This is a genomic window from Marinobacter similis (assembly GCF_000830985.1).
Lineage (GTDB): Bacteria > Pseudomonadota > Gammaproteobacteria > Pseudomonadales > Oleiphilaceae > Marinobacter > Marinobacter similis.
In genome coordinates this window covers 199,906-223,240 of record NZ_CP007151.1, presented here as the reverse complement: position 1 = coordinate 223,240, position 23,335 = coordinate 199,906, and the positions used below count along the sequence as shown (strand labels likewise).

The window sequence follows — 23,335 nt, the reverse complement described above, 5'->3', positions numbered from 1 at the left end:
GGTCACCATTCTCCATGCTTCAGCCGATAAAGAAGCTTCAATAACTTGCCACGCACAATCATCACTGAAATAAGAGGGGTGATATTGGTTGCCAACTTGATTTTATAATTTTCATGCTTCCCTCCACCCGCCAACAGGTCAAAAAGCCTGACCTCGGGATCACGAAAGGCCTCTTCAATACAGTAGCCTAGATGAAGGCTTCCGAGTGCAAGCTTTTTGTGGAAATCTTCCGAATAGCCTGACTGCAAATTGTACACGGTGCCCTCGAATGCAACGTTGTACGCAACAGATATGGACTTCTGACCACAGGTGAGCAGAGAGAGCTGCGGTGCTCCCCCCTCTTTTTCAATATTAACCAGAAACTGATTGTGAAAAGCTAGACTTGATTCGCAGAAGCATGGAGTTCCCCAACGATCTCGATGAAAACCGTTCAAAAGCTGGAAAAAACGGTCTGGGTCTTCTGGCCAAAGGTTTTTCAGACTAATGTCACCGCACGACTGGAGCACTTTACGGCGATTAAACAAACGGAGTCTGGTGCCCGAACCGAGGTTTCCGAGATAGGTTTCAAAGTCATTAGATGTGACGATGCTATAAGCAATATCAGAATGGACGACACGGACCAGCCAGTCCTTGCGGGCACAGATACTTCTTACTGCATTTAAGTCTGGTGAGCGATCAACAATGTCACGAAAAACTGCTTCGTTCCAAGGAAGATCCTGAAGAAAATCAGACTCACGCCCGGAAAACCACTGAGCCCTAAGTTGATTGTATTCAGTCCTTGGCGTTGAAATCCTACGGTAATTGGTCCCAACAAACTGCAGGCAACGGATTGGCAAGACACCCCAAAATCGATAGTTATCAAGGTACAAGCCTGAACAGCCTTCCCCCCCTGGAATAACTGCATCAAATCCTGAAGTAGTTCCCCATATATCCCACCAGGCCTCCAACCAGGCATCGGTTTGAAATAGGCTCAATGCACTTACCTTCCATGTAAGGAGATTGTTGAAAGCGTCCCTGTCGACTTATCTTACAAGTCTAGCTCAAGGAATCATTTTTTTTCAGGTTATCACCTTGTTATCACGGTTTAAGTCGTCGCTTGGCATCAATGATGCTGATTTTAGATGAATTAAACCTGATGACCTGACCGGAGGCATTTCCGAATGAGCTGCTCTGAGAAACGCCAGACTCGCATTCATCCTTTGCTGGCAACGCTGTTCTTGTGCATTGTGTGGTCCATCCATGTCTCAGCCCTAGCAGCTCCGGCTGTCCTAGTCAGCGAGTTTGCAAACCGCTCGGCACCGATTGCGCTCAGCGGAGCCGAGCTTCAGGGCACTCGATATATTTTTGTGGGGCCAGATACTGGCGTGAAGCGAGTAGACTTCTATCTCGACAATCCTCCGCCTTCAACTACGCACAGCATTGAGAGAGTAAAGCCCTTCGATTTCAATGGCACAGAAGCCAACCTCACAGCAAAGCCATTTGACACGGCTTCGATCCAGGATGGCCAGCATAGCGTTTATGCAACGATTCACTACGACAATGGCAGCACCGAGCTTTTGTCGACTATTTTTACAGTCAATAACTCAGCACCGGTTTTCGAGTTTGGTCAGACCGAGACTTCTTTCACACTACAGGAAGGGAGCACCAGCTCAGACTCAAAATCCGTAACGCTGAATACTACCAATTCCAGCCCGACAGATTTCTTTTTATCCGACAATGCCAACTGGTTGAGTTTGTCACCAACATCCGGCACTACACCCTCGTCGATCACCCTAACCGCGAATCCATCTGGCTTGGCTCCAGGCAACTATTCAGCTTTGGTAGAAGCAACTGGAACGGGTGTTGGCAACAGCTCCCATCTGGTTAACCTGGAAATACTTCCCGTTCAAGGCAACGAATACGCTTTGATGGTCAGCAGTTTTCCTGATCGATCGTCAGCCAGCAGTCTCCAAGGATCCACTGTATCAGGAGATATCCACGTTTTCGTGCCTGCACAATCCGGGATGACTCGGGTACAGTTTTATATTGACAACCCGCAAAAAGCTGGCGCACCGAACCAGACCGAAAATGTCGCACCTTACGACATGGCGGGCACATCTGGAAACGATTTGGCTGTCCCCTTTGACACCACTGCGCTTCAGGATGGAAGTCATACCGTGACAGCTGTCGTTCGTTTGAACGATGGCAGTCTTCACGAGGTTACCGAGTTCTTCGATATAGCAAATCAGACAACCGCTCTTGAATTCAGCTCCGATACGCTCGCAGGATCTAGACACGTTAATAACCCCGAGCCGATTATCTCCACGATTACTCTGACCGACAGCGATCAGTCCGGGGCGGCTTTCAGCCTCTCTTCCAGTGAAACCTGGCTGACAGCTGCAGGCGATTCCGGAACAACCCCTGCTGCGGTTACGGTTACAGCGAACCCTGACGGCCTCCCAGCAGGCACCCATGTAGCCACTCTAACGGCCTCGGCAAATGGCTACACGTCAGATGTACTAACGTACACTCTCACGATCACGGATGGACCAACAGGACTTCTAGCGGCACCTGTTTCGCTGAGTTTTTCAGGAGAACCGTCTGCCCCTGTAGCCAGCCAGTCGCTGAATGTCAGCCACTCAGACGGACTCCCACATGATTTCACAGTCAGCACAAACGAACTCTGGCTTTCAGCATCACCGGCGTCTGGCTCAACACCTGACGACATCACCGTCAGCGTTGACACAACCGGACTCGCATCTGGCAATTACAGTGCCACGCTAACCCTGTCCTCACCAGGAAGCACCGCCGTAAATGTCCCTGTGACGCTGAGTATTGCCAGTAGCGACAAATGCGCACCGGTTGATTGCAGTGACGTGAGGGTTAGCCTTCCCTATCAACTCAGTTTCACTGAGAGCCAAGGCTTCTTCATGGACAAAAACGGATGGGGTACCGGTTTTACCTGGGTAGATCAGCCCACCGCGGCCACCGGTTATATCCAGGACAACCTGGAGATGTTCTTCCTGCAAGGTTATCTGGAACTGACTACCACCTCAGGGTTGAACATAGAGGGCGTGAACTCTCTGGATAACGCTTTGGCGGTCGGGTTTGCCGCACCGAACCAGATCACCAGAATTACAACCCAGGTTCTCGATGTTCCCCAGGGCACAGGAAAGTACGAGCAGGCCGGCCTCTGGTTCGGAAACGACGAAGACAATTACCTCAAGCTTGTCGCGGCCTCAACACCCAAAGGTACCGTGCTCCACTACCTCCTCGAAGTGGGCGGCGCAAAAGTCGTCGAGAAAAATGTCTCGGTTGCCGGATTGGTAGGGTCAGATGCCAAATTGGGAATGATCGTCAACCCGTATTCCAGAAGTGTCGAACTGAACTACAGCCTGAATGGCAGCTCCACCTACAAACTGGACACGCTGTTCCCGCCAGACGAATTCTTCAGCTTTGACGCTGCCGGAATCGACCCGGAAATCGGCACCCGAAGCTTCACCGGCATATTCGCCACCCATCGCCACGCCTCAGCGCCAATGACATATCGATTCAATGAATTCACGCTGCAAGAGGGAGAAACGCCTCTTAGCCCGAACTCGGGTGTGGACTTCATCAAGCAACAACACAGTGTCAGCTACCCAACGTCTATGGTGTGGGGCCCAGATGACCGACTCTATGTGACCCAGTTGTTCGGTACCATTCGGGCTCTGACCTTTGACGATAATCTGACGGTGATTGATGATCAAACCATTGATGCACTGACCAACAGCATAGGCCCCAGGCTTACACTGGGCATCGCAGTCGCCCCCTACTCGACGGCCGAAAATGTCGAACTGTGGGTCGCCCACTCCAGCCCATCTGTCGACAACGGCGAACCGAACTCAGGCATGGTTACTCGCCTGGGAGGTGTAGGCTTCAGTGATGTGGAGCATGTGATCACAGGCCTACCGAGGGCGATTGCCAATCATTCCATCAACTCCATCCACTTTGGCCCCGAAGACCAACAACTCTACATAGCCATAGGTGGCAATACCGGAGCCGGCGCTCCGAATGAGTCCAACTCCGAGTTCGGTCAAATGCAGGAGCAGCCGCTGAGTGCTGCGATACTGGTGGCCAACGTGTTCGCGGCGGACTTTGATGGAACCTGCGCCAACGAATCGGACATTTTCGGCCCCGCGCCATGCGATGTGGTTACCTACGCCACCGGCCTGCGAAACAGCTACGACTTTGTTTTTCACAGTAACGGAAACATGTACGCCACAGATAATGGCCTGGGCGTGACCGGCACCTACCCACCAAGCCCCGAACCCGCTTGCCTGGGCTTGGCGAGTACGGCCAGCTATCTGGACGGCGGCCACAACCCCGGTGCGCAACCAGACCTGCTGCTGATGGTCAAACAAGGAAAGTATTACGGACACCCGAACCCTCATCGCGACGAATGCGTGTTTAAGAATGGCTCCTACCAGGGCGTCGCCCCACTGCCGAACTACGAGGAGCCTATTTACAATCTTGGAGAGCATAAATCCGCCAATGCCATTATCGAGTATCAGGGTGCACAGGGCTGCGTAGGTGATTTCCTGAACGGCCAGCTGTTAATTACCAACTACTCTGTAGGCGATGACATCTTCCGGGTAAAACTGGATGAGACAGGTTCGCTTGGCGTTGACGGTGCACCACTGGTTACCGGATTCAATGACCCCTTACCGATGACCCGTTCACCTTCTGGCGATCTGTTTGTGGGTGAGTTCGGTGGCGGCAACCTCACCTCACTGAGACCTGTGAGCTTGGGTTGCTGGGCGGCAGGTGAGCCGGCACCCTTCGCGGTTCTGGATGCGACAGGAGCGGCTGTCGATGGCAAATTCTATGCAGTTGGCGGAAAAAACAACAGTGGCCATCTCAGCACCCTTCTGATGTACGATCCAGCGACGGACAACTGGAGCCAGGGCATGAACCTGCCTGGCCCCGCTGTTGAAAACGCCGCCGTTACTGCCTTAAACGGAAAGCTTTATGCATTCGGAGGCTCCACTGCTCCCTTCTCCGGAGCAGTTTCAAGTGCAGCGGTCTATGATCCTGCCAGTGGTAGCTGGACACCGCTAACGGATTTGCCAACGCCCAGAGGCGGAGCCACGGCGCAAGCACTGAATGGCATGATCTATGTGGTCGGCGGTATGAGCGACCAGGGAGCTTCATTGAATGTGGTTGAAGCCTACAATCCGGCCACAAACACTTGGCAAACCGCGCCTTCGCTCACCTACGTTCGCGACAACCCAGGGTCTGCCGTACTTGACGGTAAACTCTACGTTTTCGGAGGGCGGAACCGGGAAGCCAACGGAAACACCATTCAGGGCACCATGAAAACAGTGGAAATGTTTAATCCCGCAACCAACACCTGGGCCGAAATGACGCCAATGCCAACCGGTAGACGCGCTATGAGCGTTGGCGTTATCAATGGCAAAGCCCAGGTTGTCGGTGGTGAGCTCAACGGAAACGCAACGTCTGGGGTCTTTGAGCAAAACGAAGAGTACGACCCAGTTACAAACACCTGGCGCCCGCTGACCAACGTGCCAACCCCCAAACATGGCGCCGCGGCAGCAACCATCAACAACACCCTTTACATTATGGGTGGCGGTTCGAGTTCTGGTTCCTCCTACACCAGTTCTATGGAAACCATGAAATACTGACCATATAGTAGGCTGAAAATGGCCCGGGCAACCTGTTCTACAGGTTGCCCGGGTTAAGGTTACGGACCAATAGGCCTTGCATTTTCTAACTACCAACAAACGACGTACGCTATACTGCCGAGGCGATCATAAAATACGTTTGCAATGGCAAGGACGCGTATGCCCAAGGCCTCCATCATCATTCCTGTCTTCAACGCCGAGAGCTACATCGGCGAAACCCTTCGCTCAATTCTTGTTCAGTCTTTCACAGATTACGAGATTGTTATCGTGGATGACGGCTCCACAGATAACAGCTCTCAGATAATCAACAACTTCGCAGATCCTCGTATCCGCTATTTTTACCAGGCCAACAGTGGACGCCCCGCTGCCCCCCGAAACAAGGCCATTCGCGAATCGCACGGCGATCTCATTTTCATTTTTGACTCAGACGATGTCATGCTTCCGGGCAAGCTCCAGAAAACCGTAGATCTTTTTACGCTTGCGCCCTCCGCCGGACTGGCGTTCACTGGGTTTGCCTGCATTGATGAATCTGGCTGGATTATTAATCCCGACTTCCTAGCGCCCTACCACACCCTAAGTAACCTGCCCAAAACTGAACTCTCTGAAAATGGCTTTCTGATTAAGGCCAACGCCGCATTAAAAGGGCTGGCGTCTGCAAACTACTTGGGCACCTCTGGTGTTGCCATAAGACGTGACGTGTTTGATGCGGTTGGCTACTTTGATGAGGACGTCCGTAATTCCGACGATTTTCTCATGTGGCAGGCAATCGCGAGCCGGTACGATTTCGCTTACACGCCGGATGTCTATCACCACTACCGGGTTCGCTCGGGCAGCATTTCCTTACGCAAAATTGAGGACCGCGCCCCCGGATTAATTGCCTGTATTGAAAAGATGAAGCTTTACCACGCCAACGATGCAAATTCGATTCGATTACTTGACGACAGAATTCGGAGATACCATTTCGAGGCAGGTTATTCCTACTTTTCACAATACCAGCTGAAGGAAGCCCGTAGATCATTTCTGGAAGCGCTGAAAAAACAGCCTGATCGTCGAACGCTGCGTTACTTCGCACTCGCCTGGCTCCCGGCGACCGTTTTGAGCAAGCTAAAGCAGCTCAAAACCTCTTCGAATAACTGACATGTCGACCGCCATCGCGCTTCTGAAAGGTTCCGTCACACGGGTGTCGCAGACCTTCGTCAGTATCGTCGTTGCTTTTTTCATGATGCCATTTCTGATCCATGAACTCGGCGACTACTGGTATGGTATCTGGACCGTGGTGGGAAGCCTGGCTGCGGCCTATCACCTCTTCGATATGGGAATGGCGAGCGCGGTCACCCGCTACGTTAGCCGATCATTCGGCCTGAAAGATGACCATCAAGCCAACGTAACGATCAATACGGCCCTGGCAATTTACACGGCAATCGCAGTGGTCATTGTGCTGATAAGCATCATCGCCAGCTATGCTGCCCGTGGATTTGTGGACGACGCAGCAACCAAAGATGTCATGCAGTGGCTAGTGCTTATTATCGGCGTATCTGTGGCGCTGGAGTTCCCCTTCAACGCCCTCGCCGGCGTAGCCAATGCAAAACTCAGATTTCACCAGGTGGCTCTTACCCGAATCGCAATGACATTGATCGGTGCTGTGTTGACCTGGTGGGCGATCTCCGAGGGCTATGGGGTCATCGCTCTTGCTGTCATCACCTTCTGTACGGCCCGGCTTTCCAACCTCCTGTATTTCTTAATTTGCCGGGCCGCATTTCCCGAACTTCAGTTTTCCCGGGGACTGGCCTCCGGCGAGAAGAGCAAAGAATTATTCCAGTACAGCGCCTGGTCGTTTGTGATTGCCATCGCCTACCAGATGCGTAATAACGTCGATAATTTTGTGGTAGCCGGTTTCCTCTCTGCGGCAAGCGTAACCCCCTACGCTATTGGCCTAAGGCTTGTGGATTACGTAGCCCAATTCCTGAGCCAGGCAACCAACATGTTTGTGCCTATTTTTACGGCCTACCATGCCCGGGAAGATAAAACCGAACTGCATACCAAGCTGCAATTTGTCACACGTTTGAACCTTGTGCTTGCCCTGATTGCTGGTGGCGGACTGGTTATTTTTGGCGAAGCGTTCATCAACCGGTGGATGGGGGCAAACTATGCAGAAGCCTACTGGGTGATGGTCATCCTGCTTGTGGGCCGAATGATTGGTTTCGCAAATCATCCGCTAAACTCGGCCCTTTACGCTGCCAACAAGCACAGCATTGTTGCCAAAATTGACATGATTGAAGTGGCCCTCAATCTAGCACTCAGCCTTGTGCTGGTTCAATATTATGGACTTATTGGCGTGGCCCTTGGCACCATGATACCCCTTTTGTTGTTGCGACTACTCGTACTACCCTACTTTGCCTGTAGGCTATAGAAATGCCGGTTTCGGGGTACTATCGGTGTATGGTTCGACCAATTGTTTCTATCATTGCTCCGATAGCTGCCATGTATTACCTGATTGCAGGCGAGATAACTATCGATAGCTACCCGAAAATCATGGCGTATGGCGCGGCCATGGCGTTCGTCGCCGGGATCTTCGGTATGAAATGTGGTTTTTCTAATCACGAAAAGGATGAGCTACGAAAACTCATTCCGGGGCGCCGGTTCAAAGTGCTTTTATAGCGTTTTCAGTTCACCTTTTTTCCATCAACGCCAAATACCACGTCGGCAGCCGTTATCAGTACAATACCAATTATCGAGAACAAACGTTTGCGAAGGCAATAAAAAGCAAGGCAAATACTATGAACAAGCCTCTGGTTACAGTGATCGTAGCTGCCTATAACGCTGAAGATTACTTGCAAGAAACACTAGCAACGATCATTGCCCAAGACTATTCACCGCTCGAGATCATAGTTGTTGATGATGGATCAACCGATGGAACTGCGGAAATCGTGAAATCCCTGGGGCAACGTGTTCACTATCGCTATCAACAAAATAGCGGCAGCTGCGCAGCACCACGGAACCATGGACTTGAGTTGGCAAAGGGGGAATTCGTTACCTTTTTCGATGCTGACGACCGGATGCTGCCGGGCAAGATCAGTCGCCAGGTGGCCGAGCTGGAAGCGAATCCGGACGCCGTTCTCTGCGTCGGAAATTATCGAAACTTTACCGGCGAAAGCCGATCAGCCGATCACTTCTCGACCTGTCCAGCACTTGGGCCCTATCTGGAACAATCCCAAGGTGTCAGCTTCCTGCTCGCAACCAAGGAATGCCGAGATATCCTGATCCAGGAGAACTTTACGATTGCTTCCTCTCCTCTTTTCAGGACGTCTGTTGTTGTCTCGGAAGGCGGGTTCAACACTGACTCAAGGCCTGTGAAGATTTCGACCTCATATACCGCACAGCTACTCATGGATCAGCCGTGGTCCTCCCCGAGGTGTTCTTTGAGCGACGATTGCATGATTCAAACATGAGCGGTGATACAGAACGAATGCTCCGAAACCTGATTGCCAGCAGGCTCTCACTGGCAGATTATGAGAGCGATCCAGCACTGTCCAAGCGCCTGGGTCAAAGGGCGCAGAGGTACCGAAGAGATCTGCAAACCTGTTTAATCAATAAAGACGAATTTAATGCAGCATTTGCATTATATCGAGACACTCTCCCACCGCGTTCTATATCAGATCTGAACCATGATATTCGACAAGGTATTAAGCTGTTTCTGGGCGGGCTCAGCCCAAACAAAAGCTCTTGCTAGCAGTAATCATTTTCTTCACCAATGATTCATCTAACCTTCCGCGCAAGGGGGAACCTCTGGCCTTTAACAGAAACTCCTGCCACAACTGGCAAATCAGAATTAGCAGTTTGAGCAATGCGAGCACGCACCGCGTTTAAAAGGGCCACAGACAAACCACCAAACAAGTACCACTCATAACTTTTAAGCCCATAGCTCGCAAAGCTGAACAGTAAATTCATTAGTAGCCAAACTTGCATAGCCTGATTCGCGCGATACAGAAAATCATTGGTCGACAGATGCTGTTTGATTAACCCCGCTGCCTCCTTGAAATTTTTAATCATTGCGACCAAATAGAGCACGAATAGGACAAACCCAATCAGGCCGATTTCCTGCCAGATCTCAGCCCACAGAATATGTGAAATCTGGTCCTTGCCAGCCACATTCCAATTAGCCTCCCTGGAGGTTCCCAAGCCATGTCCTATAACCGGACGATTTAAAGCAACCTTAAAGTCAGAAGCCCAACCGTTGAACCGACCCTGAGCTGACGCGGACTGCTTCGCATCGTCGCTCACAATGGATAGATATCGATCTTTCTGTACATCATTCAGGGTGGTAAAAATTATTGCAAGGGCTGCCAGCCCAAGCACAATCAGTAGCGTTTTCCGACTGCTTTTCCACCAGATGCCAAAAGCAATGATTCCGAGCGCCAATACACCAGATCGAGACAAAGTTAGCCCCATGGTATAAAGCAGAATTGGAATCAAGACCAAATAGACAGCAAAGGCTTTCTTGCCGGATGGTGCAAAAACATAGTGTAAAAACGGAATAACCGTGGCGATTACGAAAGCTAGGCCATTGGGATTAATCGTATCAAACGGGGCCCCGGATAAACGGCCGGCGAACTCGCCAGCGCCCAAGTGCGTCGCAGAGCCCAGATAACCTGTGGTTAGATGAAGAACTAAGGCTCAAGCACCCGGATGAGGTTACATCCCACGAATACGCCGAGTACCCACCTAAGTCGGTGTTCGTTAGTTACTAAGTTCACGGTGAAAAAGTAAAAAATCGCGCCCTTGATAAAAGCTACCATGCCATTGTTTACAACAGAGCCAGGCCACTCCACCAGCGGTAAGGTAATAATAGAATAAATAAATATTGCCAGGAGGAATTTCGACGCATCGTCCAGTCGCGACCCCTTTGTTGACTGATTACTCAGAACGAAAAAGGTGATCGTGCCGACAAGCAAAAAATCGAACCGTATGAAACCGAGAGCCGGAATTCTTGCCGGTAAGCGAAGGAAGAAGCTAGCGAGATAGATTAAGAAAAGGATAAATGCGAAATGCGTTTCGCGCTCGCCGGCTTCCCTACCACTCGTTTCCCGCCAAATAAGCCGGCGCATTAACGTAAAACCTTTTCATACATATCATAGACGCCTGAGCGGTTGTCCTTGCATCGAACCGCTCTATTGCCTGTGGCACAAACTCCTCAAATGCTTCGCGTCCCTGGTTCAATGCATTCAAAATGCCCTTAGCCAAACTCTCCGCGTCAGCCGCCTCCGCCACAACAGCCGGAGTACCATCAAGCACCTCTCGTAACCCAATGCAGTTAGTCCCAACGAAAGGAACGCCCGCACAAAGAGCTTCCATGGGTTGAAGAGGACAAGCCTCCCATAGTGACGGCATTGCAATGACGTCACACCCTTTCATCGCACCGGATACGTCCGCCATAAACGGTGCAAACGTAAAGCAGTGGTCAAGCCCACGGCGCTTAATCTCCGCTTGCTCCTCTCGAATAAAAGCCCCTGAACCGAAACAGACTACATGCAAAGACGGGTGAACTTCCCTAGATTGAATAATTTCGATTGCTGAAACTAGATATTTAAATCCTTTCTGCCCCATAAACCTGCCGAAAAAACCGATCAATTTCGCCGCTGGATCGATCGAAAATGTTTCGTGGAGGTCGGTACGAACCGCTGTCGCAAATGAGGAGGTGTCAACGCCGTTTTCAACGACTAGGCTTCTGTGATGTATGACGGGAAAGTGACTTAATAGGTTTGTCTCGGCATCGCGTGAAACCGAATGAACCAACTTACACCTAAGTAACGCTGCTCCCAGAATTAATTTCTTTATTCGGCCACTTATCCCGGAAAATTGCTGATTATTCAGGACATCATGAGAAGTGCAAATTAAAGGACTGCTCGTTGCCAAGGCAGCGACAAGGCACGATATTACAGACGTGAAACCATGAGCATGAATCAAATCAAATCGATGCTCCCTATCAAGATTCCAGACAGCACTTAGAAAACCGCGCATTTCGTTGCCATCCGTGGGAATTAACTCCCAGTTGGCAACAAACTCACCAAGATCGGCTTTCAATGCGGCCATGCCTTCCGTCGAGCTGCCAATGATAGAAAACTCATAACGATCCGACGGGAAAAACGTCACCAAATACTTGAGAAACGTACGTATCCCGCCTACCGGCCAGCGCACGACCAACAAGACTTTACACTTTTTACCATCACAGACTGAGCCGCTATTCGCTCGCACCAAAATGTCATCCTTGTTTATGCCAATTCGTTCCAAGAGCGGGCACCAGATTGGTGTAGACTTTGTAAACACGGTGGCTTACAAGGACTTACTCACCATCAATTGGCTAACAGTACGATCTCTTTGAATGATACCGAGGTATGCAATGATACCGCAAATACAGAGACGAGCTTCCAACGTCGCAATCGCCTTAGCCTTAAGCTTTCCGTTAGCAACGGAAGCTTCTCCAAGAATAACTTCAGTCGACGGTGACATCCAAGAGGGCGGAAGTATAACTATCTCGGGCTCTGGCTTTACCTCCCTCAACACCGATCAAGTTACCTATGATCACGTCTCTAACCAAACTGAGTATAGTAGCCTCAGTTCGGGTTCGGATGTTCCTGTTGATAACGGCCCTTGGACCCAAGACACGAACCAATGGGGCAATCCTGTAACCATTGAGAAAAGTGGCGATCTTAGAACTGACAAAAGTGCCGCGATTTATTACGGCGAAGTAAAGTCGTACCTCGGATACCCCAGAAGCCTTGAAGGTGCGGGTAATCAAAAGCTATATGCCAGTTGGTGGTTTAAACCAAATCAACGCGCGGACAGTGGTGGATCGAACAAGTTCGCGAGAATTTGGGATAGGTCTGACGGCGAGGGTACCCGCATATCTTGGACACAAATGCATATGACGTACTCTGGTCAAAGCGGAGGCTCTGAAACAAGCTGGGGAACAACACAACCTGCGGAAAATCAGTGGAATAAACTGGAAATTTTAGTAGATAGTTCAAAAAATAAAATAACTGCTTGGCTGAATGGCCAAGTTACACAAGACGTTAGCAATTTTCGTAAAGCAAGCACATCGGAAGGACTGTCACTCGCCCTTGTTGGCTTTGATCCGAGCATTGCGAACAACTATGGCAACTATGCCTTTCGGATGACCGACATTTACGTTGCCCCCACTCCTGCAAGGGTAGAATTATCAGATAGCGCGACGTGGTCCCCCACAAGCCGAAGAGAAGTGCTCACACCATTGAGTTGGAGCGATGGGACTATTTCCGTGAAGTTAAACTATTTGTCCCTCGACCCTTCCGAGAGCCTCTATGTCTATGTTTTCGATGAAGACGGCAATGTCACGCCATCAGGTTTTCCACTTTGCGAAAAATGCCCAAATAAACCTCAAGGAGTCAGTATAGAGTAAAGCTTCTATCAACAACCCCCAATCAAGGCGCCGTTAAACAAGGACTGTTTCTTGAAAGCTTTTCTTATCTATAAAGAAGATTATCCTTGGGATGTACGAGTTGAGAAAATCGCCGTAAGCCTGAGCAAAGCTGACTACGATGTCACTGTCATATGTAGAAACCTAGACCAGAAAGATCAACATGAGATCCATGATGGCTATCAGATTCGACGTCTGCCGAGAACCAGCTGGTGGCCAACGGCTGTGCAAAAATTTTTAAATATTCCAGTGTGGTTTAATCCGCTCTGGCTGTACACAATACTCACGACAGTAAGTAGGGCCGGAAGTGGCATATTAATTGTAAGGGACCTACCACTGGTCAAGTCGGCACTGCTGGTCGGAAAACTACTTAACTTAAAAGTCATATATGATATGGCAGAAGTCTATCCTGAGATGTATGCATCATCGGCCCAGTTTTCAAAGCGTGGCTGGCCCCACAAACTCCTTAAAAACTCGAGAGTTGCTTCACACTACGAAGATTCTGTCCTTCCCAAAGTCGATCAGACTCTCGTTATGATTGAGGAGTCACGCGACCGTCTGCTTCGAAAGGGAGTACTGCCATCCAAGATAACCATTGTTAGTAATACACCGCACGAAGATAAATTTAATCAAAATACCAAGGAACATCAGGGTACGACACTTTTCTTGGTTTATGTTGGTTTCTTAACAAAGTTGAGAGGGCTGGATCTATTGATTTCCGGAGCCGAGGAATTCCTCAGAAACCAAACAGACAAAGACTGTCTATATATTGATATCGTTGGTAAAGGTGATAGTTTTAAAGAGCTTGAGACAATGATTAGTGATGCCGGACTGGAGAAAAACATCAGACTCCATGGCTGGCTGGAACAAGAAGACGTAGATAAGCTCATGACCCGAGCAAATGTTGGAGCGCTGACATACCGAGTTTGTGGGCATTGGAATCATACCATTCCAAATAAAATTTTCGACTATATGCTTGCCGGTTTGCCAGTCCTTACGACACCAGTCATTCCAATTCAACGTATTGTAAAAACAACAGATTGTGGCGTTATCGCACGCGACACGACACCTCAGACGATAGCGCAGTGCCTAAAAGAATTACAGGACCCACAGATTAGGCAAAAATATGGCAATAACGGCAACGCTTCCATTCAGAAACTTTATAACTGGAAACAGGATGAACAACGTCTCTATAAGGCGTGTGCAAACCTAAGCGAACCTGGGTAGCGCTTTACCTGCCCAACAATCGCCTAATGCCCGTTCTGGCCAAAGACTGCACTAGGAATCTGAAAGGGTATTTTTGAATATTTGTCAAGAAGTACCTATAACTAGAATAGCGAAAGGCAATTCTCGCCTTTTTGTAGCGACTTTCATATTCAATATCTGTTTTCGGCACATCAGAAAGACCCTCAAAGTGACGCCACGACATCATTGCCCGTATTCTCTTAGAATCCGTATCGATCGCTTTACGCAACTTTAGGTCACTGCAAATTTTTACTGGAACTATTTCGTATTCGGGCAGCATTCCCTTCTCTAGTCTCACCTTAGCGATGGCAGTCAACTTAGTTGACTCAGCCAAAGGTCAAAAACAAAGTTACCCAATGAATAAAAGATCAAACCATTTTTATAACGCTCAACAGGCTGGAGTACATGCGGATGATGACCGAACACCACATCAACCCCGGCGTCCACCAAACGTCTTCCTAATTCAATCTGGCCGGGTGCGGGATAGTCCAAAAACTCAAGTCCCCAGTGTATAGAACATACCAGAAATCCAGAGTAGCGCTGGCGAAGCTCACTTACTTCACAGAGCAGTGAGTCCGTTGACTCCCGTAACGAATAGGGTACTGGCCGCTCTTTCGTCCACTCCTCCGGTCTTATTGAGACCGCAAATATGGCGCTGATTTCACCACTTTCATGTTCAAATTCCCGAACCGCCGTCCGACCTTCGCCTAGATCAATGCCGACCAATGACGCACCGGTCTTAGAAATACTCGCGATCATATCCTCAAAGGCTTCTTCTCCATGCTGCATTGCATGGTTATTAGCAACTCCGAAAACATTGAATCCGGCATTTTTTACTGTCGACAGTTGGGCAGGGTCACCTCGCATTTCAAATGAAGGCAACCAAAACTGACTAAACCCTATATTTGAGGCCACGGTTTCTATGTTACAAAGGTTGATATCTGCATTTTCTATTTCAGATACCACAGCGCGAAAGACATTCAACCCCTCACGCCCCAGAACACTACGCATGCCATGCCCTGCGCAGACAGGGTGATCGCCAAGGGATATGTCACCCACAGCATTGATATCAAGTTTCACGTGGGATACTCCCCGCAGGTTTTCCAACGCATTGAATAAAATAACTGCGCTTGTTCTTCAGTTTTTCCAATTCGCCAATTGTGCCTGGCAAGACCTCTAAAGATACGGTTGTACGTTTTTTCAAACTTTCGGACAACTGTCGGCACAATGCGCTTAAGCCGATATCAGGCTCAATGTTAACATGGAGGAAACATTCACCTTTAATCAATTGAACAACAGTAAAATCCAGAACTGCGCCCCCACTAGCAAAATAAGAATTCATCGCTCGAGAAATTTCTGAGGCATGGAACGAATCACCAAGATTTCCATATACAAGCCTATCGCCTACTCGGCCTTGAAGGCATTTTACGACTTTCGCACCACCAAGACCTGACGGTGTTTTGCTTTCGACTCTTCCGATATCACCAGTTTGGTATCGAACGTAAGATTGGCTCGTTCTGTAAACATCCGAAATAACAATCGTATCCGTCTCTGACTCTGACTCTGCAATTAACCATGGATTTACAATCCTGAGATCGCCCTTAGAATCCTCAAATCCGACAATATCGAACTCAGTCAAACCGTATTCCTCCACAACATTCGTTCCGAAGGCTTGACTAATAATTTTCTTTTGGGCTGGCAAAACCTGCTCTGCAGTGCAGACAATCAGCTTGACCTTTGAAATTGTGATTTTCCTATCGATTAAATAGTTTGCAAGGGCCAATATTGAAGAGGAATAGCCATAAATATAATCTGGTTGCCACTTTACCAGCTTTTCAATCACATATGAGGACGATTTGTTAGTCACACAGAAGGACCTTCGATGGAGCATCCAATCCTTTATTCGGCTCGCTAAATTTGGAACGTTAACGCCCCAAATACGAGCCTCGCGGTCTCCAAGTTTCACACTAGAATTTCTGAAACAGTAATCACGCACCGCAAGCATCCGGCTCAACTCTTCCTTTGTTAGATGCACGTCAGTTCTTGTCCCGCTAGTTCCTGAAGTAAACCGGGAAAAAGAAAATCTGGTAGAAGTGTTCCGATTATTTCTGCTGTTAAGGGTCTGTTTAGTTAAAATTGGAGCTTGTTTTACGGTAGCCATTGACCGAACAACGGACCCTTTGCTGTCTTTCGGCAGAGTAAACTTCAGAACACTATCCAAATAAATATAGTATTCTCTGCTTTCAAGTCTCCATATTCGCTCTATTTCGAGTCGCCAAAATCTAACTCGAAGCCCTATAGCTCGATAGAAGGATAAGGTTATCAATCGTCTCAGTGATTTTCGAAAAGTAAGGATATCTTTCACACTAAGTCATCATTGCAAGATATGAGAACCCAAAAACATTCTTCTCAAACATATCTAGCTTTGGTCCCACTGGATATCGATTAATACATAGCTCATCGGATATAGGCGCTTTATCTGGAAAAGCGGATACCGCGTAACGATACCCAGAATGGGTTATACAGTTCTGAACCCGCCTATCAAAATCGTCCTTACCTCCATTCGGATAGCAGAATATATCAACCTCCATATTAATCTCATCTCTTAACATTTCCCTCGATTCGCGTATTTCTCGGGCTAACTCGTCGTCGCTAAGCTGAGTTAGAATTGGGTGACTAATGGAATGACTACCAACATCTAATCCTTTTTCCACCATCGATTTTATTTTTGCCCAGGAAAGAGGCCTGAATTGATCAGGTACAACATTAGGTTTAGTAACTTCCAATCTATAAAAAAGCTCGTTTATGAATTTTAGTTTTCTATCATTCGGAACTGTGATACAGAAATCGGCAATTGCATTCCAACAACGATGGGGCTCCTTTTCGAAATTCAGTTTCTGATTTAATTCGGGAACATCTAGACTACGCACCACCGCATTTTCAATAGCGTATTTGATTTGGTCTGGCCACAACCAAATATCTCCGTTCACGAAACCGGTGGTTACGAAAAGGGTTGCTGGAACCTTTTCTTCTTCAAGAATAGGAAAAGCCAAGTCAGCAAAATCTGCGTAACCGTCATCAAATGTAATCACCACGGCATTTTTCGGAACCGATCTGTTTTCATGAGCTGCCAATAAATCTCGCAAAGTCATTGGGAAGAAACTTTTTTTAATAATTGCGATGTGTTTCCTGAATTGCGATATGGGTAGTCCATCGCCCTCAGGATCATCAGTGACTCTGTGATACATCAGGATTTTTGGGTGGTTTCGGGATAGGAACCTGGCCAGCTTTAGTGAACCCAAAGGACGTGATGTTCGGTAAACAAACTGGTTCAGCGTCATGGATCTACACCCTACGCAAAATCAATTTTGCCAATGAACGCCAAGCCCGCCAGTATCTTGTATCGCGACGCAATCCTGCCAAGATATCTCTCAAAGGCTCGGCAAAAGTTTTCTCAGCAACGGCGATTGCCATTCCACGACTTACATACATGTCTGCCCAGGCTCTCGAAATTAGCGATTTAGGAAGCGCATTCGGATGGAGGTTCAAAAATTTATCTAGAATCAGGAAGGCGTTGTGATATCTACCGCGATAATTGCTAGACATCTGCCCAGGCCATATTCGGTACACATAGGTTTTTCAGGTGAATACTGAAACTTCCAGTCGACCGAGTATCTTAACCAGAGATCCCAATCAATCCCCATCGCCAGTGCTTCGTCAAAACCGCCATTTCTTTCAATGCACGCCCGGCGAATGACAGCCGTTCCAAAAGGAACAAAGTTTTTGATCACCAATTGATTGGTTACTCTCCCACTGTGCCTTCTATAAGGCTGAGGTTTACTCAGACCGTCGCCGTTCTGGTCGATATAGGAAACATCACTGTAAACCACACCTACCGTATCATCTTCAAACATAGGGACCTGGATTCTTAACTTATCCGGATGCCAAAGATCGTCAGCATCGCAAAACGCAATAAAATTCCCCTTTGCTTCTTGTAACCCTCGATTCTTGGCCCTGGGTTGCCCCCGATTTTCGGTCTGAATGTACCGAACCCGTGGGTCAGTTTTAAACCGAGCCATTTGATCAGCCGTGTCATCCGTTGATCCATCATCCACAACAATGACTTCCAGATTTTCCCAACTCTGGGCCAACACAGAATCCACAGCATCTGGAAGATACTGGCCCATGTTGAACGTAGCAATAACGACGCTGATCAGAGGTTCACCGCTATTATTTATACTTTGCATATTGAAAACCGGTATTTTCCTGAGGGCTCCTGGGGGATTCTGGACACATCCACAACTTCCAGTGCCACTCGTTCATCGAATACTTCCCGCATAGCACTTATTAGCAGTGCATCTGTTTCTTCGGTGAAATCACTTCCCCTCACTCGGTTAACTGATACGCGGTCGAGTCGATCCTGTACTAGCTGCATCTGCTCCACACCGGGCACCCTGGTTAGCGTGCGCTCTACCAACGATATCCCGGCAACCTGGCCTCCATCGGGTAGCTTCAGAAAGTCCGCGACTCGCCCTTCGAGGCGCTCAAGCATCGGAAACCCTCTGCCACATGGGCACGACTTCTCTGAGTAAACGCCCATGTCTTCAACTCGATACCGAATTAATGGCATACCGTGGTTATTAAGATCCGTGACTACAATTTTTCCGGGCTCACCGGGCTTTACTGGCTGGTCGTCGGTATCCAGAAGCTCCACGTATACATGCGGCAGATTCAGGTGCATTCCTCGATGGTGTTCGCATTCACAGGCGATTAAGCTACCTCCTCACATCCATAGCGATTCGTGACCTCACATCCGAATGCTTCGTTAATCAAGGTACGCTCATGGTTGAGGAGCATCATGGATGTCGCGACTATGCCTTTCGGCCGGCAATCGGTTATCTGATGTTTTTTCAGATAACGGGCAAACAGATAGATCGAATGCGCGTGCCCGAATACCGCACCTGGCTGCTCTGCTCGCCATCGTTCGACAAATTCCGCCATGGAGTGGTCATTCATATTCATGGTGTCGAGGTAAATAACGCGATCTAATAGATGGTGGCGCAGCTTCTGCTTCAAAGTTGTTGGCACCGGCGGGTTGCCCCAGATTGCAGCTTTCTTGATGCCCAGATCCCAGCCTGACCAACGATCCGCCAATAGTTGCGCGGCGTTGCGCCTTTCCTGGCAGGCCTCGTCAAAAAAGAGGCTGAGAGAAACGCCGGTCGAGCCTCCCGTTTTCGCGGAGATCAATGCGCTTTTGTCGTATTCGTCGCTGATGAACCTGTCCAACTGGTTACGAATATCCTGTTTTGTTGTCACAGGTAAGCGCTGGAGATCAGCCTCCGTTTTTACGTTTTGTGGCTTTACTCCACTGGTAGCAAATACTTCTCGGTAAAAAGGGCTGTGATGACTTGCGTATTCCAGCATGGCCTGCAGACGCTTCCATTGTTCGCACAGCACCCGTTGCTGAGGCCACCATTGCTGCTCTTCGAGCTGCTTCCACTCTTGGAGCCGGTGGCTGCGATCCTTCAGATCCCACAACGGATAAAAAAGATGTTTAGACAGGGCCTGCATCATGAATTCATCACCTCAGGCGCAATGCGGTCGTAGACATCAATATGCCGGTTCAGCATATCGGCAAGTGAGTAACGTGAATGGATTCGTTCTTGACCGGCCTTACCCATGCTTACCCTCAAGTCCGGCATTTCAATCAAGTGGCGGAGCCTCTCCGTTAGCGTGTCAACATCACCCACGGGCACTAAATAACCGGTGACGCCGTCTTCCACAATTTCAGGATTGCCGCCGGTTTGAGTGCATACCACGGGCTTTGCGCAACGCATGTATTCAATGATTGCGTTAGAAAATCCCTCGGTTTCAGAACACAAAACAGCTATGTCGAATGTCTGAATGTAGCGCTCCGCATCAGGCTGACTGCCAATTAGAGAAACGCTGGCTTCAATACCAAGCTCCTGAATCTTCGACATGTAGGGTTTCTGGTCGCCACCCCCGACGATATGCAATTCCACGGGAAACCCGCCGGAGACCAGGCGTGCGACAGCCTCTATCAGATCGAAAATACGCTTGATCGGCCTGAGATTCGCAACAATGCCAATAATCACAGGGCAGCCAGGCACTTCGCTATTGTTCAAGGGCGAATCTGCTAAGGTGCTGGCATCCGGATACCCGTTATAAATAACGTGTACCCGGTCAGTCTCGAGCTGTTCCTGTCGTAAAGTAATTTCGGCAACAGCCCGACTGTTGCAAACTGCAGCACTCACCCATCGACCAGTTAATCGCAATGCTCGAAGGTACTTCGGTGTGTACCAAAACCCCATATCACGCCGGGAAATCACGGTTTTGATTCCAGCCAGGCCCATCATGGGAGGGCAGATAACCGAGGCATCGTTGAAGAATACATGCACCAGAGTATAGCCCTGGCGACGAATAGATCTGGCGTATTGGTAGACCTTCCACCAGCTTTTCGGGCTAGACATGCTTTGCACCCCGAGGTGCTCAACAGGCACTGAAAACTGATCGCTTAGGGTGAAATCCGTACTTCGAAATACAGCAAAGCGAATGCTCCAGCCCCGGGCGGTAAGTCCTTCTACGAGTTTAAGAACCTGACTCTCTGTGCCCGCGTAGGGGCTGTCGTAGCGGTCCATGATGATGGCCAGCTTCATGCCAGTACCTGCTGATAGATCTTCAGGTAATGCTCCATCATCGCGTGCCCGGAAAAGGCCTGCTCTACTCGCTGCTCAGACCACCGGGCCCGAGCGCTCGTGTTGTTGCGATCCTCTATTGCAGCAACCAACATTTCTGCCAGCGCAGAAGGCGATTCGTAACGGAACACAATGCCCCCCTTCTGATCACCCAACACGTTGCTGATCTCACCGACATCGCTGGCCACAACGGGCACACCAAGCGACATTGCCTCAAGCAAGGTTATGGGCAATCCTTCAGTGAGAGACGGAATGCATAAAACACTCGTCCGCTTCATCAAAGCGGCTACCTGTTCAATATAGCCCGGAAAACAGACATGGTCGCTTAGTTTGGATTCAGCAACTTGCTGCTCCAGTGCGTCTCTCTGTTTCCCTTCACCCACGATAACCAACTGGGCCTCAGGATAATGAGAGAGAAGTATCCGGAAGGCGCCGATGAGCCGGTCAAACCCCTTTTCCGGCGACAGCCGACCAACCCCGAGAATCACCGGGTGCCCGTTTACCAGAAAATCATCAAGCTCAGCTCCCAATGACTGAGTCGCTTGGTGCCGCACAGACTCTGTATTGAGACCGTTCATAACTACGCTTACCCGGTTTGACCTGGCAATTCGACCGGGGATTTGAAAACGGATGGCTTCCGAGACCAGCACTACCTGGCGCATCTGCCCCAGAACTAATCGATCCAGAGCCTCGTAGAACCACGATTTGGTGAACCTGCTTGCGCGCACGTAGCCATGAAGCGTTGTCATCAAGGGAATTTTTCGAAGGGCTTCAGGCCATATTCCCATCAAAACATTAAACTTGTAGCCATGTGAGTGCATCAGTTGGTACTGCTCTCGCCGCGCCCATCGAATGATGCTCCACGATTCTCTCAGATTGAAACCGGGCGCCATTCGCCATGCCTTCACCGGCAAGCCGAGGCGGCGGGCCTCCACTTCCAGAGGTTTGTCATCCGCCGCAGACTCACCAACGCTGAGAATCAAGGGGGAAAGCCCTCTGGCAACCTGTTCGCCAACCAGCGTCAGAAGCATTCTTTCCGCGCCGTATAGCCCACCACTGTCGATCAAATGAAGGATTTTCACTGCAATCCGCTACCCCTTCCTTGGATTCCAAACAACCTTCTTCTCCCCTTTCATGAACGCCCAGAGGGCGCGAAAGGAGGCGATGTTCAACAGCAAAAAATAGTAGGGAACGGCATAAAAGAATGTCAGATGCCGCCCTTCGATCTCATTTTTTCGTCCAACCCAGCCTAAGCCGAAGAGCGCCACCAATCCCAGAAAACACAACACGTAGAATCCGCCTCGTGGCGCCAGCAGCAGGGTTGCCAGCGAAAACGTCACCAGAGGAATGAAGGCCAGGTATCTGAGCAATTTGTGGGAAATCATCTGCAGGGAAAAAACGCCGAACCGGAGAGGATTCATCAGATGAGCCATGTCTTTCAAAGCCCAGAGTGCCCGCAACCCTACTCTCACCCTCATGCTGAATTCGCTGGCACTTTCCTGGTTGGTTTTTTCCTTAAGCAGCGCCCGTGGGTCGTAAACAACCCGATACCCCTGTTCAACAACCTTCAGAGGCTGCACAAAGTCCGGCAGTTGGTCCGGCCTCAACGGCGTGTGCAGGCTCTTGCGCATCGCATCAATACCACCATCCACGCCAACGATAGAACCAATCCCGCATTCCTGTTTCCGGAGCCAGTTTTCGTATTTCATGTAGGCACTGCAGCCATCGCCTACAAGCGAACCTTCTTCGTTCACATACACCATTTTCCCTGTTACGTAGCCAACGCTTGGATCGGCAAAGTTACTGGCCAGCCAAGCTACGACCTGTGGATCCCATTGAGAGTTGGCATCTGAAAACAGGATGATTTCACCAGTGGCTTGCGGAATCAGCCGGTTCAGTCCAGAGGTTTTGCCTGGCGGGGTACCTGGCGAACGAGTTTGATAGGACAGCGTGCGGCTTGGGCTTTCTGCGAAACAATCTCGTCCGTGCCGTCGTCCGATTCGTCAGAAACCACCAGAATTTCCATCAAATCTGAGGGGTAATTCTGGTCCAGTTTGTTCTGCAGCGTTTCGGCGATGTCCGCCGCTTCGTTGTACGCCGCGATAACGATGCTTACAAAGGGCCTGTGGCCATCATCGAACCGAACCGGTGCCCGCATGAAAGCAGAGAGAAACCGGACCAATAGTGGATATCCCAAGTAAACATAGAGAAGCAATACCAATGACAACCAGAATACGGTGTTCAACATGGTCTATCTT

Annotated in this window: 20 protein-coding genes and 1 pseudogene; 8 read left to right on the top strand and 13 right to left on the bottom strand. The window is 49.4% G+C overall.

The features are described from left to right. Positions 1–2: 2 nt before the first annotated feature. The gene (locus AU14_RS18850; protein WP_041338264.1) at positions 3–974 is read right to left on the bottom strand and encodes a GNAT family N-acetyltransferase; all 972 of its coding nucleotides are present in this window, start codon (positions 972–974) and stop codon (positions 3–5) included. A gap of 186 nt (positions 975–1,160) precedes the next feature. Between AU14_RS18850 and AU14_RS18845 the strand changes: the two genes are divergently transcribed. From AU14_RS18845 to AU14_RS18475, 5 genes are all read left to right on the top strand, one after another. After that, positions 1,161–5,663, top strand: a complete 4,503-nt coding sequence (locus AU14_RS18845) for a Kelch repeat-containing protein (protein ID WP_094191118.1) — start codon at positions 1,161–1,163, stop codon at positions 5,661–5,663. Positions 5,664–5,822: 159 nt separating this feature from the next. Then, complete coding sequence (locus tag AU14_RS01020; protein WP_041338262.1) at positions 5,823–6,800, top strand: glycosyltransferase family 2 protein; 978 nt, start codon at positions 5,823–5,825, stop codon at positions 6,798–6,800. A 1-nt stretch (position 6,801) separates the two neighbouring features. Then, entirely contained in the window at positions 6,802–8,073 is a 1,272-nt protein-coding gene (locus AU14_RS01015; protein ID WP_041338260.1) for a lipopolysaccharide biosynthesis protein, read from the top strand. Between the two features lie 71 nt (positions 8,074–8,144). After that, the gene (locus AU14_RS19475) at positions 8,145–8,321 is read left to right on the top strand and encodes a hypothetical protein (protein WP_158498302.1); all 177 of its coding nucleotides are present in this window, start codon (positions 8,145–8,147) and stop codon (positions 8,319–8,321) included. 119 nt (positions 8,322–8,440) lie between these two features. After that, positions 8,441–9,112: a glycosyltransferase family A protein gene (locus AU14_RS18475; RefSeq protein ID WP_052471906.1), complete on the top strand. Its 672-nt coding sequence runs from the start codon at positions 8,441–8,443 to the stop codon at positions 9,110–9,112. A 307-nt stretch (positions 9,113–9,419) separates the two neighbouring features. On the opposite strand, the gene AU14_RS01000 is transcribed toward AU14_RS18475, so the two are convergent. Together AU14_RS01000 and AU14_RS00990 are read right to left on the bottom strand one after the other, a co-directional pair. Continuing rightward, positions 9,420–10,289 carry an O-antigen ligase family protein gene (locus tag AU14_RS01000; protein ID WP_041338256.1) on the bottom strand — a complete coding sequence of 290 codons (870 nt, stop codon included), beginning with the start codon at positions 10,287–10,289 and terminating at the stop codon, positions 9,420–9,422. Between the two features lie 444 nt (positions 10,290–10,733). Beyond that, on the bottom strand, positions 10,734–11,951 hold the full coding sequence (locus tag AU14_RS00990; protein ID WP_158498301.1) for a glycosyltransferase family 4 protein: 1,218 nt from the start codon (positions 11,949–11,951) through the stop codon (positions 10,734–10,736). A 109-nt stretch (positions 11,952–12,060) separates the two neighbouring features. Between AU14_RS00990 and AU14_RS19275 the strand changes: the two genes are divergently transcribed. Further along, the gene (locus AU14_RS19275) at positions 12,061–13,098 is read left to right on the top strand and encodes a hypothetical protein (RefSeq protein WP_148312696.1); all 1,038 of its coding nucleotides are present in this window, start codon (positions 12,061–12,063) and stop codon (positions 13,096–13,098) included. Positions 13,099–13,149: 51 nt separating this feature from the next. Further along, positions 13,150–14,343, top strand: coding sequence for a glycosyltransferase family 4 protein (locus AU14_RS00980; protein WP_041338250.1), 1,194 nt, complete (start codon positions 13,150–13,152; stop codon positions 14,341–14,343). A gap of 330 nt (positions 14,344–14,673) precedes the next feature. Here the strand turns inward: AU14_RS00980 and AU14_RS00970 are convergent, their stop codons facing one another. The 4 genes from AU14_RS00970 to AU14_RS00955 form a co-directional block, all read right to left on the bottom strand. Then, on the bottom strand, positions 14,674–15,441 hold the full coding sequence (locus AU14_RS00970; RefSeq protein WP_041338248.1) for a CapA family protein: 768 nt from the start codon (positions 15,439–15,441) through the stop codon (positions 14,674–14,676). Next, positions 15,431–16,228, bottom strand: coding sequence for a phenylacetate--CoA ligase family protein (locus tag AU14_RS19270; protein ID WP_148312695.1), 798 nt, complete (start codon positions 16,226–16,228; stop codon positions 15,431–15,433). Before AU14_RS19270 ends, AU14_RS00970 begins: the two co-directional genes overlap by 11 nt. Before the next feature lie 499 nt (positions 16,229–16,727). Next, on the bottom strand, positions 16,728–17,702 hold the full coding sequence (locus tag AU14_RS00960) for a polysaccharide deacetylase family protein (RefSeq protein WP_094191114.1): 975 nt from the start codon (positions 17,700–17,702) through the stop codon (positions 16,728–16,730). 222 nt (positions 17,703–17,924) lie between these two features. Continuing rightward, the gene (locus tag AU14_RS00955; RefSeq protein WP_052471905.1) at positions 17,925–18,608 is read right to left on the bottom strand and encodes a glycosyltransferase family 2 protein; all 684 of its coding nucleotides are present in this window, start codon (positions 18,606–18,608) and stop codon (positions 17,925–17,927) included. A gap of 386 nt (positions 18,609–18,994) precedes the next feature. Between AU14_RS00955 and AU14_RS19470 the strand changes: the two genes are divergently transcribed. Beyond that, positions 18,995–19,135, top strand: a complete 141-nt coding sequence (locus AU14_RS19470; protein WP_158498300.1) for a hypothetical protein — start codon at positions 18,995–18,997, stop codon at positions 19,133–19,135. On the opposite strand, the gene AU14_RS18465 is transcribed toward AU14_RS19470, so the two are convergent. The 6 genes and pseudogenes from AU14_RS18465 to AU14_RS20110 all read right to left on the bottom strand — a co-directional run bounded on the left by AU14_RS18465 (position 19,132) and on the right by AU14_RS20110 (position 23,325). Continuing rightward, the gene (locus AU14_RS18465) at positions 19,132–19,935 is read right to left on the bottom strand and encodes a phenylacetate--CoA ligase family protein (RefSeq protein WP_052471903.1); all 804 of its coding nucleotides are present in this window, start codon (positions 19,933–19,935) and stop codon (positions 19,132–19,134) included. The genes AU14_RS19470 and AU14_RS18465 overlap by 4 nt on opposite strands. Continuing rightward, complete coding sequence (locus AU14_RS00945; protein WP_041338243.1) at positions 19,932–21,038, bottom strand: glycosyltransferase; 1,107 nt, start codon at positions 21,036–21,038, stop codon at positions 19,932–19,934. The genes AU14_RS18465 and AU14_RS00945 overlap by 4 nt, the downstream gene beginning before the upstream one ends. After that, positions 21,035–22,108: a glycosyltransferase gene (locus AU14_RS00940; protein WP_148312694.1), complete on the bottom strand. Its 1,074-nt coding sequence runs from the start codon at positions 22,106–22,108 to the stop codon at positions 21,035–21,037. Before AU14_RS00940 ends, AU14_RS00945 begins: the two co-directional genes overlap by 4 nt. A 60-nt stretch (positions 22,109–22,168) precedes the next feature. Then, complete coding sequence (locus AU14_RS20120; RefSeq protein ID WP_236744262.1) at positions 22,169–22,729, bottom strand: glycosyltransferase family protein; 561 nt, start codon at positions 22,727–22,729, stop codon at positions 22,169–22,171. A gap of 129 nt (positions 22,730–22,858) precedes the next feature. Next, positions 22,859–22,966: pseudogene (locus AU14_RS20115) on the bottom strand (hypothetical protein); the annotation flags it as partial. A 5-nt stretch (positions 22,967–22,971) separates the two neighbouring features. Next, on the bottom strand, positions 22,972–23,325 hold the full coding sequence (locus AU14_RS20110; RefSeq protein ID WP_236744261.1) for a glycosyltransferase: 354 nt from the start codon (positions 23,323–23,325) through the stop codon (positions 22,972–22,974). Positions 23,326–23,335: the final 10 nt, after the last annotated feature.

Coding starts and splice junctions, on each gene's coding strand:
- AU14_RS18845 (WP_094191118.1), top strand. CDS start 1,161: ATGAGCTGCTCTGAGAAACGCCAGACTCGCATTCATCCTTTGCTGGCA.
- AU14_RS01020 (WP_041338262.1), top strand. CDS start 5,823: ATGCCCAAGGCCTCCATCATCATTCCTGTCTTCAACGCCGAGAGCTAC.
- AU14_RS01015 (WP_041338260.1), top strand. CDS start 6,802: ATGTCGACCGCCATCGCGCTTCTGAAAGGTTCCGTCACACGGGTGTCG.
- AU14_RS19475 (WP_158498302.1), top strand. CDS start 8,145: ATGTATTACCTGATTGCAGGCGAGATAACTATCGATAGCTACCCGAAA.
- AU14_RS18475 (WP_052471906.1), top strand. CDS start 8,441: ATGAACAAGCCTCTGGTTACAGTGATCGTAGCTGCCTATAACGCTGAA.
- AU14_RS19275 (WP_148312696.1), top strand. CDS start 12,061: ATGATACCGCAAATACAGAGACGAGCTTCCAACGTCGCAATCGCCTTA.
- AU14_RS00960 (WP_094191114.1), bottom strand. CDS start 17,702: ATGACGCTGAACCAGTTTGTTTACCGAACATCACGTCCTTTGGGTTCA.
- AU14_RS00955 (WP_052471905.1), bottom strand. CDS start 18,608: ATGCAAAGTATAAATAATAGCGGTGAACCTCTGATCAGCGTCGTTATT.
- AU14_RS18465 (WP_052471903.1), bottom strand. CDS start 19,935: ATGATGCAGGCCCTGTCTAAACATCTTTTTTATCCGTTGTGGGATCTG.
- AU14_RS00945 (WP_041338243.1), bottom strand. CDS start 21,038: ATGAAGCTGGCCATCATCATGGACCGCTACGACAGCCCCTACGCGGGC.
- AU14_RS00940 (WP_148312694.1), bottom strand. CDS start 22,108: ATGCTTCTGACGCTGGTTGGCGAACAGGTTGCCAGAGGGCTTTCCCCC.
- AU14_RS20110 (WP_236744261.1), bottom strand. CDS start 23,325: ATGTTGAACACCGTATTCTGGTTGTCATTGGTATTGCTTCTCTATGTT.